Raw genomic sequence first — 16,187 nt, forward strand, 5'->3', positions numbered from 1 at the left:
CCATATTGAGCCCTATTATGGGTAGATGGTCTATTTGGGTCGAGTGGTATAAATGGGAGGTAAAGCCCTATTGCTTAAAGAACTCACAGTATTTTCCTTATGCGACTTTAGACACATACGGAAGAACTTTTTCATCACTCTGTCTCACAGCTTACCACTCCAACAAAAGAGCCGCTCGGTTCTTTACCCGAACGGCTTATTCATCGTGCGTAGCCTTAATATAGAGTGTTTATCAATTGACTTGCAAAAACCGTCAAGAGCGTCAGGTCTGTCAGATTTGTAAACCCTTCAAAAGTATAGTGCACATATTTCTCCATTGAAGCCAATCAAGGGTAGGGGTGTTGGTTGTGCGGTATGATCCTCGTAAAATTGTCCTAGATACTATCCATATTTCTAATCGCTACACTCTACTCTATGGGGATTACCGTCCGATAAATCCCTATTGAAATATACTATGGATCCCTTCTTTATTTCCTCGATATTCACTCGTTCTTTAATATTTATTCCTATAAGAGGGCTATTTGAAATCGAAAATGACACGCTAATATCTTTAACCAAAAATTCGAAATCCGTTCCATTCACGCTGCTTACGACTATCTTTGAACCAACTATTCTTTTTAGTTGTGTAATGTCGTGTGTATCCGATTCAACAAAGCTAACGATCAGCACCAAACCCCGCCCGGGCATATCAACTACATTATCTAATCTCATTATCTCCAAAAGATTTTCTCCCTTCTATCGACGATCAATGAAAAGTAATTCCCTTACATCTCTGATTCTGATTCCTGCGTTTCGTAGCCTAGATATTCCATCGCGTAAAAGCATAATTCTTTCCGTTTGTGCTAAATCAGGAGCAAACCTTGCAGCACGTATGCTTGCTTGTGCTTCATCCAACGCAAAATTCCTAATAATAGGCCTAAGTTCTTCATCCATGACTTGGAAGGACCTCCCAGCTAGACCCGCTTCATAATGCCCTACTACTTCGTGTGCTATGGTAGCTTTTCCAGTAATTCTACTATTCGCAGACAATTTCCCTGCTGCATTTGAAGGAAGAACGTCATTATTAATGTTTAGAATCGTATCAAATAATAACCCTGTCGGGGAGGTATCATCAGGACCTGCTACATTAATGTTTTCCTTCGGCATCCCTAACTTTTCAGCATAATTTGTAAGTTCCTTGATTTGGCTCTCAGTTAAAGGTAAATCATTACGTAGACCTTTAGTATCTTTAATCTTCCTTAAATTGTTTTAACCTCCACCAGTTCTCTTCTTCCCTTTCCTTGCTGCATCCAATAAACCCTTAATTCTTTTACTTCCCCCCAGACTAAGTACACCCAAGGCAAGTCCACCAATTGCAATTCCATCCGCAAGATCAACTTTGTCATCCCGCAACGTATCCAAATCTTCTTGTATTGGCTCGATAAAGCCTTCCTTTACAAACGCTCCAACACCCTTAGGTAAATCCTCGGCCGCCTTCTGCAAACCTTTTGGCAGATCATTTGCTGCTTTCTCCAAAGCGCTTGGCAACTCACTTGCCGCTTTTTGCATCGCAGCAGGAACGTCTCCCAGCATCGAGATTCCTTTGACGAAATCATCCCACATGCTAGTCCAAGCCAAAAACCAGCAGCAGACGTCCCGCTGTTAGCTTGGAACACCCTGACTTACGCCAGAATTTTTAAGCACTATGTCCTTCACCTACTATTTCAACAAAAGAGCCGCCCGGTACTTTACCCGAGCGGCTTATTCATCGTGCGTAGCCTTAGTATAGACCGTTTATTGATTGACTTTAAAAAATGCAAAAAATGTCAGATATATCAACCTTCAAATCATAGTTAAGTATACCGTTTTCAAACATTCTAAAACTTCCTCAGGCAGAACAAAGGTTAATCTAGTGATTGTAAGGTGAAGCGGTTCATTCGGCACTGGGTAGGCCCTCACAAGGAGCCTAAGCGTTATTTAGAGAATTTCTTCTATTATAGCCTTGAACGGAGCATGTCCAGTTTCTACATTTCTTAATAAAGACGGCTTTCTAAACCTTAGACTACACCGTAACTTAAAAATAGCAGCATTTTCATTCATTTCGACGAAAAGTACATCTATCCATATTGGTACTAATGGTTGTAATCCACAAAGTAAATTTACAGTGTTATCCAATGTTAATCGCTTGTTCCCAATGTTTTCTTCACTTAAAATGTTTAGCCTCATCATATCATCTGCACCGTTTAGCGGCTTGTCTTTTTCTTTCACAGGCTGTATAACAAATTTGCAATCGTTAAAAATCAATCTTTTCTTTTTGGAAATTTCCTCAATCGTTTTTAATAAATTTTCTCTAAAAATATCTTTATTCATCTGTTTTATTTCTTCCACGTTCATCACCTACTTTAACTTAGTGCTAGAAATCTTAACAAGTTCATTTGTGTTTACGTAACCCGAAGGAGTTGTTTCTATAGTATAAATATCAAACCAAGCATTTTTAGTCTTCACCCCTGCTTGCTCAAGAACTTGTGGGAATAATTTTGCTTGCTCAACTGTAGGAGTATAGTGACCAGATAGGTTAGATATACTTCGAACCTGTCCTTGACCATTAAGCTTTAGCTTTCCTGCCGCTTGAACTGACTGCCCATTTGCCAAAAAGGAATGCCCTCTCCCAATATGAAGTCCTCCATTCATGTCTATAACAAAATCTACTCCTGTAAGACCATTAGTGTTTTTCAAATATCCATTTTCGATATTGAAAGAAAACTCCTTTCCAGTTTGAACATCATCGGGAAATCTATTATTAATTTGCTGTACAGGTCTAACATTACCCGTTCCCTTCTTTAACGCATTCACTATATCCTTAACATTTTTACTTCTCCCCAACGTCAGTGCATGTACGGCAAGCCCACTGATTGCAAGTGCATCTTCGAGATTGATATCCTCATCCCGCAACGTATCCAAGTCTTCTTGCATTGGCTCGATAAAGCCTTCCTTCACAAACACTTCAATACCCTTTGGTAATTCCTCTGCTGCCTTCTTCAAACCTTTTGGCAAATCATTAGCAGCTTTCTCCAAAGCCCCTGGCAGTTCACTTGCCGCTTTTTGCATCGCAGCAGGAACATCTCCCAGCATCGAGATTCCTTTGACGAAACTATCCCACATGCCGGGCTTCTCCTGCGGCTTCTCGCAAGCTGGTCCTTGTCCAAAACCAGCAGTTGACGGCCCGCTATTTGCAGTCGACTGATTTCCTATCGTCACACCACCCAAATCCTGCCCGTCATCTTCTATCTTGATCTGCCCACAATAAAAACACATATTTGTTGATTTATTATGCAATGCAGGATGACCACCGACCATTTTGTCCGCTTTCCCATCTATCCATGGCATTGGCGTAAGTACACCGTTGTTAGCTGCCGTGGCTGAAGCGACTGTGGGATTTTGTAAGCTGCTGCACTTTCCAAAGGGCATGATATTTACATTTGGAACAAAATCCATGATGTTCATTTGCGGTTTTCCTTTTACAAAAACACCATGGCTGAACGGCATTTTTAGCCGACTCTGTTTACTTCCGCTGCTGCAAGATAAAATAGCTCCCACAACCACGTAGCTCTTGCGTTCCGCACTTGATTGTTGGATGTTGATACCTTCAATATTGGGCATTCAGTCTCCTCCTCTCTGTAAAGGATTCAATACAGATGGAAGACTCATGGTGATCGATATGCTGGATATCCAATCTATATGTAAAAAGGAAATAATACCCACATTCTGAGGTATCGGATGTAGAATGATTACGAGCAATAGGTATAAAGTTACAAATACACCTTTATGTACAAAAAACCACCTTATTCGGTTTTAAGTCTACCCAGCTCGATATACCTGCAACATGGATTTAAATAAACGAATATTTCCATGTGGTGCCAAAAATGCAAAAAGAATCAAGCGGCAACCTCTTGGGGGTTATGTAATCAGGGAGGATGGTTGAGGGCATAAAAAAACCCTTATTTCTCAAGGGTTTTAACAAATGTTTTTATGAGTGGATACTCGACAACATCCCGGTTCCTTTCGTCTCAAGCAACAAAATAAAAAATAGACCGTGATCGGCCTATTTTCTCTTCACCAGACAAAAGCTGTCGGCTAATGTGAATGTCAATCAAAATGTTGACCACCGTGCTCATCAAAAAATTGACCACCATGGCAAAAATTATTCCACCCGACGGGTGGGTAACTTTTTCATGATCACGATTGCTTCAGACTTTGCTTAAATCGGTAACTATCACCGTTCATTGCAAAAATGTGAGCTCGGTGTGTAAGTCGATCCACTAAAGCGGCCGTCATTTGTTCATCTTTGAACACTTGAGTCCAGTTAGCGAAGTCCAAATTGCTAGTAAGGATCATGCTTCCTTTTTCATAACGAGCAGCACAAAATTGAAATAGTAGCTCAGCACCTGTTTTACTTAAAGGAACAAAGCCTACCTCATCAAGAATGGCTAGATCGACTTTTAACCATTGTTTCTCCAATTGAAGCAAGCGCCTCTCTGATTGCGCCTCCATCAGCTCATTACACAGTTTGGCTGCTGTCCAGAATTGAACAGTGTAACCGTGACGGCAAGCCTCCATCCCAAGGGAAATCGATAAATGTGTTTTCCCGGTGCCTGAATTTCCGATAAAGATTACATTCTCAGCCTTCTCGATGTACTCGCAACGAGAAAGCTGGAGAACCTTCGGTTTATTTAGAGCTGGCATGACTGAAAAATCATATTGGTCTATGGTTTTAATTGTAGGGAACTTTGCTTGTTTGGTGCGGGATGCAATTTGATTCGCATCTCGTTGCAAAACCTCTTGCTCCAAAAGAGCCAAGAGAAAATCTTCATAAGGGATTTGACGCTCCATGGCATCATGAGCCATTTCCTTATAGGATTTCTTGATTGCGGGCAACCGTAGACGTTTTGCATAGGCTTCAAGTAAAAATGATGTACTCAATGAACCACACTCCTTTTTCGCAACAAGTCATTGTACTGAGTAAGATTAGGGGACTTTACTCGGATAACAGGGACATGGCTGTCAGTCTCAAAAGCAAGAGACGGAACCCGATGCTCTGGTATTGTTCGTTGGAGAAGAAGTTGCCTTACGGCATCGTACTGGAAAATCCCTTTTTGGGCTGATTCGCGCAATGTATTCTCCACTAAGGTGGGCTCGAACTCCCGATGCAATAAGAGAATACGAATAAAGTCTTTCATTCCTCCAGACCGATGTTTGCACCGATCTAGAAACTGGTGATAAACATCAGGGAATTTGGCCTTCTGCAAGGGCCGAGCGTAAAGAACAGATCCAGGACGGATCAACATGAGATCGAGGTAATGGTCATAATCGAAAATCTCTTTTCCTTTTTCAAAACAGCGTTTATGGGTAGCGATTAGCTCTCCATTATGATAGATCGCAAGATCATCAGCGTAAACTCGGCATACTAACTCCTTTGATGCATATGAAACAGGTACAGAGTACGCGTTTTGCTCAAAGGTAATCAAGGAGAGCGAATTGCTCTTGACGGTTACCATTCGACAGCAATCTAAAGGCTGAGGCGGAAGTGGCAACATACGCTCCTTATCTTCAATAAAAGCATCCGCCACTGTAATGGTTGATCGCGGAACCTTAGTCTTTTCATAAGACACGCATTTTTCCAATAGCCAACGATTTAGTTCATCTAAAGAGGATACGGAGGGCATTGGCGTAAAAAACTGCTGTTTGACCATTTTCACAAGGTTCTCGACCTGTCCTTTTTGATTCCCTTTTGCGGGCTCGCAAAAGTAACTTTCGAACAAATAGTGTGCTCGTAATTGGGTAAACCGTTCCTGTTCTTCTCGATTTTTCCCCTCCAGAATTTTTTTCACAGCTGTCTTTAAATTGTCGTAGACAATGGTTTGAGGTACGGCTCCAAGAAACTCGAAAGCATTTACATGACCTTGTAAAAGTGCTTCCTGCTTTTGATGAAAGAATGTTTGGATAAATATTTTCCGGCTATACGTGCAGCGCAAACAGAATACCTGGACGGTAACTTGCTTTCCAAACAGTAGGATATCCACCTCTCCCCAGTCGAATTGAGCAAACTTCCCTGGTGGGAATTCAAGAGGAACGTACGCTTTTGGCGGAGAAACTCGTAATTGTCTAACATAGCCACGAACGGTTGATTCGCCGCCTATGAAGCCATATTCTTCTACGAGTCTTTGATAGATGCGTTTGGCAGTATGTCGCTGCTTTGGAGGAGCATGTTCATCTTGACGCAGCCATTCCAAGATGATTGGTTTAACGGATTCAATGACTGGTTTCGGCTTCGGTTTAGAAAGCTTGTATACAGGAATTTCTGTTGTTGTTAAGGCTTTACGTATGACTTGCCGAGAATATCCTGTCTCTCTGGAAATTTGACGAATCGGTTTGCCTAGCACGAAGTGCTGTTTCCTGATAAACTCATAATTAGCCATCTGAAGCATTTCCTTTCCTCCTATATCTTGTTAGTCTCAGCAACTTCAAGATATAGGAAAGAGGTGCTCAGGTGGTCAATTTTTTTTTGAGCGTTATACTGCAAAGTGGTCAATAATTAGATTAGCATTCACAGGCTAAAGCTTTTGATGGAAACACTCTGCTTATTTGACAATTACTTTGATGGTTTTGAGATAAACTCCGTACTGGTCATATTGATACAGATAATCCGTTCCCCTAGACAATCCTGCCACCAATTTATACTCAAAGGTGCCTTTATCATAATCAAGCCAGACATACTTTCCCTCTTTTAATGCATACGAGTAGCCTGGGTACGTTTCCAAGTAAATCACTTGGGCTATGCCGATTTCGATGAGCTCGATCTCCTGCTCTTGTACCATAGCTTCACCATTCTTTTCCTGTGCCAGGCTAACTCCCTGCGAGCTAAATAGTACAGAAGTTATGAGAGCTGCATGTAATACAGTTGTGAATCGTTTCATTAACTAACACCTCACGTGGGATTTATTGTAAATTAAGTAAAATCACAATATATGCGTTATGTATTTTCAATTCTAACTATTCGGTTGTAAAGGAATTTTTAATTGATTAGCTAAAAATTCGTGGGAATCGTTTCGCGAAAGCAGGCCATAACCCTGGGCAAGGCTTTGTTCATAAAAATAAGTTAACTGGTTGAGTTCCGTTATAAGTTCTGCGAAACGTTCCTCAGCTTCATCGTCCAACCAAATATCCGGATAAATCTGTTTCGCTCTAAAATCGGCTGGCTTGTATTGTTGCTGCAAGACGGCCCTATCCATAGAATGAAGAGCATCTAAAATGCGAGGAAGATCATCAGAGCCAATGACGCTTACAAATTCCTCAGTATCCAGCACGCGGACTCCGTCAATGGCCTCGCTTAATGGGTTGTCCTCATTCGGCTGTGAGGGAGAGGTCCCTGTTAGCAGATAATACAATCCGTCCCACACTTACATTTCTTTTCTTTTATAGTAAATGTTCCTACTAGATTCCACATAGTCCACAGTCACAGCATACGTTTCTGCAGTCATCTCTTTAATGTTGAGTAAAGTATTCCATCGCCATGGTATTAATCATCGTCTGTATCCATGTTAATAAAATGAAATTCCACTTTTTGTCTACACATACACATTTGATTTTTCATGTGTATCTCTCCGAATCTTCTATTTTATCCCAATCATTACCTTTCGAATCAGTGTTTGTATTTTTTTATTTAATATAAGATCAACAGACTGTCATGGGGCAACAGTCTGTTGATTCTCCTTGAATCTGCTATCCTATCTAATCCAAATATATGTGGAGGTCACGTTCTCTTTTGCTTGAAATACGCCTGTATTTCCTGAAGCTATGGTATTGCTGTTTTTATCATACGCAACAACGGAAATAATGAAATTCTTTCCTACATAAAGATCCCCAGTGGTAAAATCACTAGTTGCACGTCTATTTCTTTCATACACGTAACTATCAGTAAGATTTGTAACAGATACTTCGTAAGTTTCTGCGTTGGGGACATCATTCCAATCTACATACATTCTCACATAGGATGCCAGAGCTTTGTTAGATGCAGAAATTTTTGTAGAGACTGTGTTCGTTGGAGCTTGCTGTGCTTCTTTTGCAAATGCAGGAACTGCTGAAGTCATAATTGCCAATGCTGCAATACCAGTGATTAACTTCTTCATTCTTACCACTCCCACTTTTTCTTTGTGCCCGAAATCATTTTCGAAGTTTGATTTGGGCAATTTCAATATACATTAATTACCATATATTGTAAATAATTCTGTTTATTACATTTTCATTACAGTTTCTTAGTACGAAATAAAACAAACTGGGATTCGGTTTATAAAAAGAAAAGACTGCAATCGGCAGCCTTCTGACATTCATATATGAACCATCCATCAAACACATATGTATAAAACCTTCCACTTAATTTTGTATTATTAACCTCTCTCTATCGCCAGAACATCGTCCAGTACATAATCAAGTTCAACTAGATACTATCTTCTTCAATCATTTCTAATGACAGTGGCATCACATCGAGAGCAATAAAACTCTTCTCGTAAATAAGTACAGGAAGTTTCTGAGACGTTAGTAATTCAATAATCTTATTTAGGTTCTCTTCGCTATTCAGATCTTAATCCCTTTATATTTAGAAAACCTGTTACATTTAAGCAACAGGTTTCCGAATCAAACAATTACTTATACCAATTTCCATCGTACACTTTTCTATAGTCAGAGGATTGCTCTTTACTTTCAGCCACATCTTGATCATCCATATAGGAATAGTATCTGCCATAATAATTATTGTTCCGATCCAATACATTCGAGATTTGTCTGTTCAATCCCATCAACTATCATATCTCTAATACTATCGTTTTCTATCAAGTCTGCACCAAAATTCACTGTTATCCATGTTTCAAAAATATCGTGTTGTTCTCTTGCTTTTTCGTTGTATTTAGCTGCTTTGCTGATGCATCCTTGAATTGATTTTGGAATCTTTGTCATGGGTAGCAACATCTAATAAATCCCTGATTTCATTTTATTGTTTTAACACGCTAATCAATGGATCGATTAATAGGCGAAATTCGTTTATTGAAATTCCAAAACCATATCGTTTTAAAATATCGTTTAATTCATTGTCAAATATTTCGGTCTTGATCAAAGCCAAATCTCTCAGAAGTTCATCTACCACTTCTTGATCTTCCATTGATCGATAAAAGCTACTGTATTTTTCAAGTATACCTTGCGTTGGCTTCTCATTATTATTGCAGTAATACATTGCCATAAAGTGCTCAAAAGTAATAATCTCTTCTTTATCCATCTCTTTCACTCTTTCCCGTTCAAATTAACATTTCATATGACTTCTTTAATACCACATATGTTCTAATAGAAGTATAGTGTATTTAATTAAGGTAAAATCATCATTTACTTCAAGCAGTCCTTTCCAAATCGGAGCATTGTGCTTCCCTTTCTCGTTCTATGTTGAAAGCAGTTCTTTAATGGCTCTCTTATAGCGTAGCAGTCGCTCATGGTCTTTCTCAGTTGGCTCTGGAATCCTTGACAAATCGCTATTGTCCTCTAAGTCACCCAACTTCACCAACCTTGCGATTGGATTTTGCTTTGCTCTTCTAACGAATTCCATATATGTTTCGTCATCATTTCTGGTCAAAGCAATAACTGCCGCAATGATTTCCTCAGAGAACCCTTCATTTCGAAGTTCTCCCACTGTAACATCTGTATCCTCAAGCACATCGTGTAAAACAGCTGATATCATAGTTTCTACAGTCGACATCTTTAACATGATTCGCAAAGGGTGGAGTATGTATGGGTTGCCACCCTTATCGACTTGTCCAGCATGAGCTTGTGTTGCAATCACAATTGCTTTTTCTAATGTACTCATTTGCATTCTCCTTCCTCATGAATTCCCCAATTTAAAAGGAATCATCTCGAATATCCTTACTTGGTTCAGTAAGCAATAGTCCTCGCCTAACGCCTTCATCACATAATGCATCCAGCCACTGTAAGTAAGTTATGCCTGTTGTGCTCCACAATGTCTTTGGATCGAAATCTTCATCTGAATCCGTTTCATATATCAGAGTCAGTAGCTGACTATTTGCCATTGCTTTAATAAGTTCTAGCATTTCGATTTTGGTATAAGCTTCCATTTTCTATTCATCCATTCTTGATGAAATGCCAATTTAATCAAGATACCTATTCTTTTCCTCTACTCTGACGCCGATTTTATTAAAAATGTTGATCGCACTATATGAGTTACTGTAAACTTCTACTTCAGTTTCTTGATTTAGAGGCTTGAGTAAATCGCTTCCTGTGTGAAACAAATAGGTAATAATCCATTCCTCACCTTCTTGAATGTAAAACACATCACCCAGAGTCCAATGTCTGATCGTGTATCCATTTACATGTTTGATAAAAGTGTGCATTGCGTCACCTTTTTCTTATCAAATCTTGTTTTCATTTATTGTTTTTAAAGCGCTGCAATTCTTCTTGCTCCTGACGAATCAATTCAGTCCATATTTTCTTTGAATCCCTATCAGATATATTTCGTTCATCAATAAATGCTTCGTGTCTTAATCTCCAATACTTCATTCTGATTTCTCTAAGTTGAAGATTTTGAATACGATTTATTTCCTCTTGGTTTAAAATTTCTTTAAACTGATCTTCATAGTTTAAATAATCCATTTTTACAACAAGCCTCCTAATTAAATTACCGTTTTATTCACTCCTTTACTGCCCCTCTTAGTCACCTTTGAAGATAAACCAACTTTCAAACCTTTTCACCACATCATTGGCTAACTCAAGGTCAAACTCTAAAAATCTATTGAAGAGAGGCACTCTTGCAAATTCCATTAAGTCCGATTCAACCATTTCTAGCTTTGCAATAAACTCCACATAGTCAAAATCAATATAGTACAGTTCATTCTCGTCTACATCTTCTTCATTACAATCATCCGACCAAACACGCACTTTATTATCAGCGAATTCCATTCTTGGTGTTGGATTATGACCCATCCAAGGGCTTTTCCTGTTAATAACACTATCTAGCACATCTCTCCAAGCTTCTAGACCAGAACAACAACTCGGAGGAATTATCCTATCATTGCTTTCGAAATAGATTCCTCCTCCAATTACTACATCTGATTCATCAAATAATCGCTTTAACACTTCATGAGGTGTACCCTTAATGTCTATATTGTTGTATCCCAAAAGCATCGCAATAAACAAATCAACTTCATGACTAGTAGTTTGACCTGTTAACTTGACATATTCAGTATAAGCCACATCTGTATTCAACCAATCAGGTATCTGATAATAAGGCTCTTTTATAACTGCAACAACTAAAGGGTAATTCATGCAACACTCTCCCTAATTAAAATCTTTGATTTTATAGCGAATGACGCTGAGAACTGAGATGTTCAATACATTTGCCCATGACTTCATTTGCTTCTCTTGCATCTCTAAACTTTTTAAAGTGATTTCTATCATGTTCAATTAAGCCATCACTAAATACTTTGAATTTTGCAGTGTCCACTAGCATCACTACTCCTTCGTCATCTGCGATGTACTTTAAGGATACTTCCTTATAATCGGGGAGCAAATTGACCTCCATTAATTCAAAGCGATAGTTCATAAATAACTCCTTCTTTCCCGTTAAATTTAGACATTTATTTCTACAATTTCATTTTCATATTCAATTCATCTATGACGCCTTCTTTACTTTTGGAATTTCTTACAATAAATACACAATCTCCATTTATAGTGACATCTTTTTCCTTTGATAGACTTAAAGAATTGTTTATGCTTTTGACAAGCTTCGGTTTGTAGGTTGAACATTTATAATTGCCACTAGTACCATCACAGTTTAATTCTGAACAGAATATCTTCATAACCCTAAAATCGAATTTATAGTCATATGTAAATTATACCAAATATTACACATAGCATGAGCATCTCTATACTTGAATGAACAAAGATGGAAAGACAGTCAGAATTGGCAATATCAGATAGGTGATCAATTGATTTAATGCTATATTTCCCTATGTAAGACCCCGATACTTACTAACTTTAAAAGAGTGATATTATTGGCGACTGGTTTTGTTAAAAAGACAAACAAAGGGATTCTTGGTACTACGAAGCAACACTAGGAGTAGATGAGAATGGAAAGAGGATTCGAAAAAAAGCGCTTTGAAACCAAGAAAGAGGCTCAACAAGCATTAGCAGATTTATTAAGCGCTGCGAATAAAGGTGATTACTTTGAACCATCTATAGTACTGAGTGGCTCAACTCAAAAAAGATCAGTGTAAGAGAAAGTACATGGAAAAGTTACAGTGACTGGGTATGTCTGCATATAATTCCCGCATTAGGTGATCTAGAGATTTCAAAGATTACTTCTCAACGTGTTGAGAAATTCATGCTTGAATTAAGTAAGAACAATTACGCTGGTTCCACTATGCAAAAAATATACACCATCATTAAGGATTCATTTAATAAAGCTGAACGCTGGCAAATGGTATCAAAAAATGTAGTTGATCTAGTTGATAGACCAAAAGCTGTTAAAGAAGAAATGCAAGTGCGGGACAACGAACAGTCATTAACGTTTCCGAAGTAAGCACAAACCGCTAGACTCTAAGTTGCCTTTTTTGTTAGCTCTTACAACTGGAATGAATCAAGGGGGTCTGTCAAGATTTTTGTGTAAACTCAATCAACCGATATATGAAAAGGTTTCATCCCCCTAATTGGGACCTCTTTTTCGAAGCCAATAGAGTCAAGGGCGTAAGGCGAAGCGAACCCTTGACGCATTGGTGGAGAGAAAGATAATCCCTTCGGGGATGAAGCCTTTCATTTGTTACCGAATGTACGGCTGTACTCGATCTTCAAAGAAAACGGATAGCTGCAAGAGAATCTGTCCCCAGTTCTGGACGCGTCCCGTCCACTTTCGCAGAACATCCATGGTCACGAGATATAGCATCTTCAGAAGGGCATCGTCTGTGGGAAACATGGCTTTTCCCTTTGTCACTTTTCGGAGCTGTCGATGATAACTCTCGATGACGTTGGTTGTATAGATCAGCTTTCGAATCTCTGGGGGATATTTAAAGAAAGTCGCAATCTCATCCCAGTTATTTCGCCAGGAACGAACCATCAAGGGATATTTACTGCCCCAGGCTTGTTCAAATTGCTCGAGTTCTTCCAATGCAGCTTGCTCCGTTGGAGCCTTATAGATGGGTTTCAGTTCGGACGTAATCTTTTTTAGATCCTTATAGGAAACATACTTGATGGAGTTTCGGATTTGATGGATGACACATTTCTGAATCTCCGTCTTCGGATAACATGCTGAAATGGCTTCTGTAAAGCCTCGAAGGTTATCGACGCTCGTAATGAGAATATCCTGCACTCCACGATTTCTCAGTTCATTGAGTACATGCAGCCAGAATTTTGCTGATTCATTCTCCCCAATCCAGATCCCGAGCACATCTTTATGACCGTCAAGGTCAATACCAATGACCATATAGGCGGCTTTATTGACGATAGCTCCGTCCTGTTTTACCTTAAAGTGAATGGCGTCAAGGAAAACAACAGCATAAACCGCTTGTAAGGGGCGATTTTGCCACTCTTTGATCATCGGTACAATCTTATTCGTTACATTGGATATGAGCGTTGGTGAGACTTCGATGCCATAGAGCTGTTGCAGATGGTCTTGGATATCGCGTGTGGATACGCCTTTGGCATAGAGGGCGAGAATTTGATCTTCGATCCCTGTCACATTGGATTGATGTTTCTTTACAATGTTCGGCTCAAAATCACCCTCTCGATCTCGAGGGACTTGGATGTCAACATCCCCGTACTCAGAACGGACGGTTTTCTTGCTATACCCATTGCGGCTGTTGGTTGTCCGCTTGTTTTTCATGTCATGCTTGGCGTATCCAAGAGAGGACTCGATTTCAGCTTCCAGCATTTCTTGGATCGTGTCTGCGAATAGATCCTTTAACGCTGACTGCACGTCGTCCACTGACTTCATGTTTTTCTCTTTGATCCACTGCTTGATCTGCTCTTTTGACATCATAAAAATCTCCCAACCTTTCTACTCCTAATTGTAGTTTAGAGGTTGAGAGTTTACACAAAATATTTTACAGACTCAATCAAGGGGAAATTTTGGGGTTAATATGGAAGGATGTTGACCTAGAAAAAGGGATTCTTTATGTGAAGCAAACATTATCTCACGATGGGCATAAATTCTCCCCATTACCTAAACCGGCAGCAGGCAGAAGATCTATAACAATTCCAGCTGAAGTATTTAACGATTAAACACTAGGCACGCCACAATCACCCAGAAATTTGAATAGAACCTATCAGCGCCTACTTAAAACAGTGGATGTTCCCAAAATTCGATTTCACGACTTACGTCATACCCATGCAACACTTCTACTTGTACAAGGTGTAAATCCCAAAGTAGCAAGCGGACGACTGGGTCATGCCACCATTAAAATTACACTTGATACTTACACGTATGTTTTACCGAGTTTGCAAAAAGATGTTGCGGAAGAGCTTGGAAGGAGTTTTTTCAAGTCAACAGTTAATGAATAGTATTTGCCACCCAAATCGTAGAATATGGAGGTTAGTGACTGTGGCTAATCAAAGCAAGAAATAAGAAAAACCCTTGAGTACCAAGGGTTTCAGCCTTCGTTATATGGTGATCCGGACTGGGTTCGAACCAGCGACCCCCACGGATTTCACATCGTCGCCATGTGTTTATACTTCGGCTGTGTCGATTTTCTGTTTCCGTTTGTTCTTGTTCTTTTTCTTATACCACCACATATAGACTCCAGTGAACATCAGTATAGATGGAGTAAGACCACCGATAGCATACAAAATTTTAGTAAATAATCCACCAAAACTACCTGTATGTAATGGAAGGTGCCATGTTTGATACATAAGCCCACTATTAACATGTGGATCTAGCTTGCCCACTACTTTTCCGCTATACTGATCTATCCACACTTTTACATTTCCATTGCCTGGATCAAATGAATTGCTGATACGAAATTCCACTGCTCCTTCTGGGTTTCCTCTTTCCACCTTTTTGGGCATTCTAACTTGCATAAGTGTTCCATGAGGTACTTCTTTTTCAGCCCTACTGAACAATTCATCAAGTGGAAGCTTACCACTGGGAAGGGCTTTTGAGATAAGCTGCTCTTCTGGAGGCATCACCTTTGCTTTTGCACCAAACCAACCAAAAATCATGTCATCATACGCGAAAAGTGCTCCTGTTAACGAAACAACCAATAAAAACGGAATGGAAACTCCACCAATGACTTTATGTAGATCATATTGCCGTACATAAGGGTTGGCATTACGTCTTAAAATAAACCCACGTGCCCATTTTTTTATCCCTGGCCACCATAAATATAATCCTGATAATGTAATGAACAAGAAAATAAATCCAATCATACCGATGATTTTCTCACCATTGAAGTCTTTTAACAGCAACTTTTCATGAAACTCCGTTATTAGCTTGAATAATCCTTTATCCCCTAATGTTCCATTTATGTATCCTGTTCCTGGATCTACAAATATGTTTAGTTGTTCCTTTCCTTCTTTAAGGCGGAATAAATAAACTCCTCGAGCGTTAGGTTCATTTGGAGTGTATACACGATCAATTTGACCTTTCGGATGTGCTTCTGATACACCCTGCAAGGCTTGCTGATACGTAACTTTTTCACCTTCCGTTACTTTATAGAAATTAGGATGCAGCATGCTGTTTATTTCCGGTTCAAACACAAGCAAACTTCCCGTTAAGCCAATGAGTACTATAAAAACCCCTGCTAACATACTAAGCCATAAATGAATTTTTGAGATGATTCTACGTGTTGTAATATAAATTCCTTCTTTCAAAAAGTAGTATGAAATTATGAACGTAATAAATAATAAGAAAGAATGATTATCATTGTCAATTGAAATATTTATAACTATTAAAAATATGCCATTATATTCATCTTTATTTACATTTAATAGTTATAAATATTTCAATAACTAAATATTAAAATAGAAAATTAGTAAATTAGTATCAGTATGTGTATTTCGTTAGGTTTGATATGCTTAGTCACAAAACCGTCCCTTTCGTTCCCACGTTTCGAAAACGTCCATCTTATCTGGCTCTGACTTATGCCACTCCATGTAGTCCTCTTTTA

19 protein-coding genes and 3 pseudogenes are annotated in these 16,187 nt (G+C 39.1%); 4 read left to right on the forward strand and 18 right to left on the reverse strand.

Features of this window, described 5'->3' with window-relative positions:
• Positions 1–735: 735 nt before the first annotated feature.
• The 16 genes and pseudogenes from ACUUHJ_RS20975 to ACUUHJ_RS21050 form a co-directional block, all read right to left on the reverse strand.
• Positions 736–1,146, reverse strand: coding sequence for a hypothetical protein (locus ACUUHJ_RS20975; protein WP_472299804.1), 411 nt, complete (start codon positions 1,144–1,146; stop codon positions 736–738).
• Positions 1,147–1,248: 102 nt separating this feature from the next.
• Positions 1,249–1,617 carry a hypothetical protein gene (locus tag ACUUHJ_RS20980; protein WP_472299805.1) on the reverse strand — a complete coding sequence of 123 codons (369 nt, stop codon included), beginning with the start codon at positions 1,615–1,617 and terminating at the stop codon, positions 1,249–1,251.
• Between the two features lie 339 nt (positions 1,618–1,956).
• Positions 1,957–2,367 carry a hypothetical protein gene (locus ACUUHJ_RS20985; RefSeq protein ID WP_472299806.1) on the reverse strand — a complete coding sequence of 137 codons (411 nt, stop codon included), beginning with the start codon at positions 2,365–2,367 and terminating at the stop codon, positions 1,957–1,959.
• 876 nt (positions 2,368–3,243) lie between these two features.
• Positions 3,244–3,639: pseudogene (locus ACUUHJ_RS20990) on the reverse strand (DUF4280 domain-containing protein); the annotation flags it as partial.
• Between the two features lie 576 nt (positions 3,640–4,215).
• On the reverse strand, positions 4,216–4,959 hold the full coding sequence (istB, locus tag ACUUHJ_RS20995; RefSeq protein ID WP_087349016.1) for an IS21-like element helper ATPase IstB: 744 nt from the start codon (positions 4,957–4,959) through the stop codon (positions 4,216–4,218).
• The gene (gene istA, locus ACUUHJ_RS21000) at positions 4,956–6,464 is read right to left on the reverse strand and encodes an IS21 family transposase (protein WP_472298428.1); all 1,509 of its coding nucleotides are present in this window, start codon (positions 6,462–6,464) and stop codon (positions 4,956–4,958) included. Before istA ends, istB begins: the two co-directional genes overlap by 4 nt.
• Before the next feature lie 153 nt (positions 6,465–6,617).
• Positions 6,618–6,953: a hypothetical protein gene (locus tag ACUUHJ_RS21005; RefSeq protein ID WP_289673756.1), complete on the reverse strand. Its 336-nt coding sequence runs from the start codon at positions 6,951–6,953 to the stop codon at positions 6,618–6,620.
• A gap of 72 nt (positions 6,954–7,025) precedes the next feature.
• Positions 7,026–7,436 carry a DUF1877 family protein gene (locus ACUUHJ_RS21010; protein ID WP_289673757.1) on the reverse strand — a complete coding sequence of 137 codons (411 nt, stop codon included), beginning with the start codon at positions 7,434–7,436 and terminating at the stop codon, positions 7,026–7,028.
• A gap of 327 nt (positions 7,437–7,763) precedes the next feature.
• A complete protein-coding gene (locus ACUUHJ_RS21015) occupies positions 7,764–8,165 on the reverse strand; it encodes a hypothetical protein (protein ID WP_289673758.1) in 402 nt (133 codons plus the stop codon).
• A 619-nt stretch (positions 8,166–8,784) separates the two neighbouring features.
• A complete protein-coding gene (locus tag ACUUHJ_RS21020; protein ID WP_472299807.1) occupies positions 8,785–8,988 on the reverse strand; it encodes a hypothetical protein in 204 nt (67 codons plus the stop codon).
• Positions 8,989–9,022: 34 nt separating this feature from the next.
• The gene (locus ACUUHJ_RS21025) at positions 9,023–9,304 is read right to left on the reverse strand and encodes a hypothetical protein (RefSeq protein WP_472299808.1); all 282 of its coding nucleotides are present in this window, start codon (positions 9,302–9,304) and stop codon (positions 9,023–9,025) included.
• 156 nt (positions 9,305–9,460) lie between these two features.
• Complete coding sequence (locus ACUUHJ_RS21030) at positions 9,461–9,883, reverse strand: HD domain-containing protein (RefSeq protein ID WP_472299809.1); 423 nt, start codon at positions 9,881–9,883, stop codon at positions 9,461–9,463.
• A gap of 31 nt (positions 9,884–9,914) precedes the next feature.
• Positions 9,915–10,148 (reverse strand): hypothetical protein, encoded by a 234-nt coding sequence (locus ACUUHJ_RS21035; protein WP_472299810.1) that lies wholly within the window; start codon positions 10,146–10,148, stop codon positions 9,915–9,917.
• A 307-nt stretch (positions 10,149–10,455) separates the two neighbouring features.
• A complete protein-coding gene (locus ACUUHJ_RS21040; RefSeq protein ID WP_289673762.1) occupies positions 10,456–10,683 on the reverse strand; it encodes a hypothetical protein in 228 nt (75 codons plus the stop codon).
• A 57-nt stretch (positions 10,684–10,740) separates the two neighbouring features.
• On the reverse strand, positions 10,741–11,355 hold the full coding sequence (locus tag ACUUHJ_RS21045) for a BUD32 family EKC/KEOPS complex subunit (RefSeq protein ID WP_289673763.1): 615 nt from the start codon (positions 11,353–11,355) through the stop codon (positions 10,741–10,743).
• A gap of 31 nt (positions 11,356–11,386) precedes the next feature.
• Entirely contained in the window at positions 11,387–11,632 is a 246-nt protein-coding gene (locus ACUUHJ_RS21050; protein ID WP_472299811.1) for a hypothetical protein, read from the reverse strand.
• A 526-nt stretch (positions 11,633–12,158) separates the two neighbouring features.
• On the opposite strand from ACUUHJ_RS21050, the gene ACUUHJ_RS21055 reads away from it, so the two are divergent.
• The 3 genes and pseudogenes from ACUUHJ_RS21055 (at position 12,159) to ACUUHJ_RS21065 (ending at position 12,610) form a co-directional block, all read left to right on the forward strand.
• The gene (locus ACUUHJ_RS21055) at positions 12,159–12,305 is read left to right on the forward strand and encodes an Arm DNA-binding domain-containing protein (RefSeq protein ID WP_289673764.1); all 147 of its coding nucleotides are present in this window, start codon (positions 12,159–12,161) and stop codon (positions 12,303–12,305) included.
• A pseudogene (locus ACUUHJ_RS21060) lies at positions 12,296–12,364 on the forward strand (hypothetical protein); the annotation flags it as partial. The gene ACUUHJ_RS21055 and the pseudogene ACUUHJ_RS21060, both read left to right, overlap by 10 nt.
• A gap of 48 nt (positions 12,365–12,412) precedes the next feature.
• Positions 12,413–12,610 (forward strand): hypothetical protein, encoded by a 198-nt coding sequence (locus tag ACUUHJ_RS21065; RefSeq protein WP_289673765.1) that lies wholly within the window; start codon positions 12,413–12,415, stop codon positions 12,608–12,610.
• 237 nt (positions 12,611–12,847) lie between these two features.
• Here ACUUHJ_RS21065 and ACUUHJ_RS21070 read toward each other — a convergent pair whose 3' ends face one another.
• Positions 12,848–14,062: an IS256 family transposase gene (locus tag ACUUHJ_RS21070; protein WP_289673754.1), complete on the reverse strand. Its 1,215-nt coding sequence runs from the start codon at positions 14,060–14,062 to the stop codon at positions 12,848–12,850.
• A 260-nt stretch (positions 14,063–14,322) separates the two neighbouring features.
• Here ACUUHJ_RS21070 and ACUUHJ_RS21075 point away from each other — a divergent pair.
• Positions 14,323–14,583, forward strand: a pseudogene (locus ACUUHJ_RS21075) (tyrosine-type recombinase/integrase); the annotation flags it as partial.
• 165 nt (positions 14,584–14,748) lie between these two features.
• Here the strand turns inward: ACUUHJ_RS21075 and ACUUHJ_RS21080 are convergent.
• Positions 14,749–15,891 (reverse strand): PepSY-associated TM helix domain-containing protein, encoded by a 1,143-nt coding sequence (locus ACUUHJ_RS21080; RefSeq protein WP_472299812.1) that lies wholly within the window; start codon positions 15,889–15,891, stop codon positions 14,749–14,751.
• Between the last annotated feature and the right edge of the window lie 296 nt (positions 15,892–16,187).

The sequence above is a fragment of the Brevibacillus schisleri genome (genome assembly GCF_055685845.1).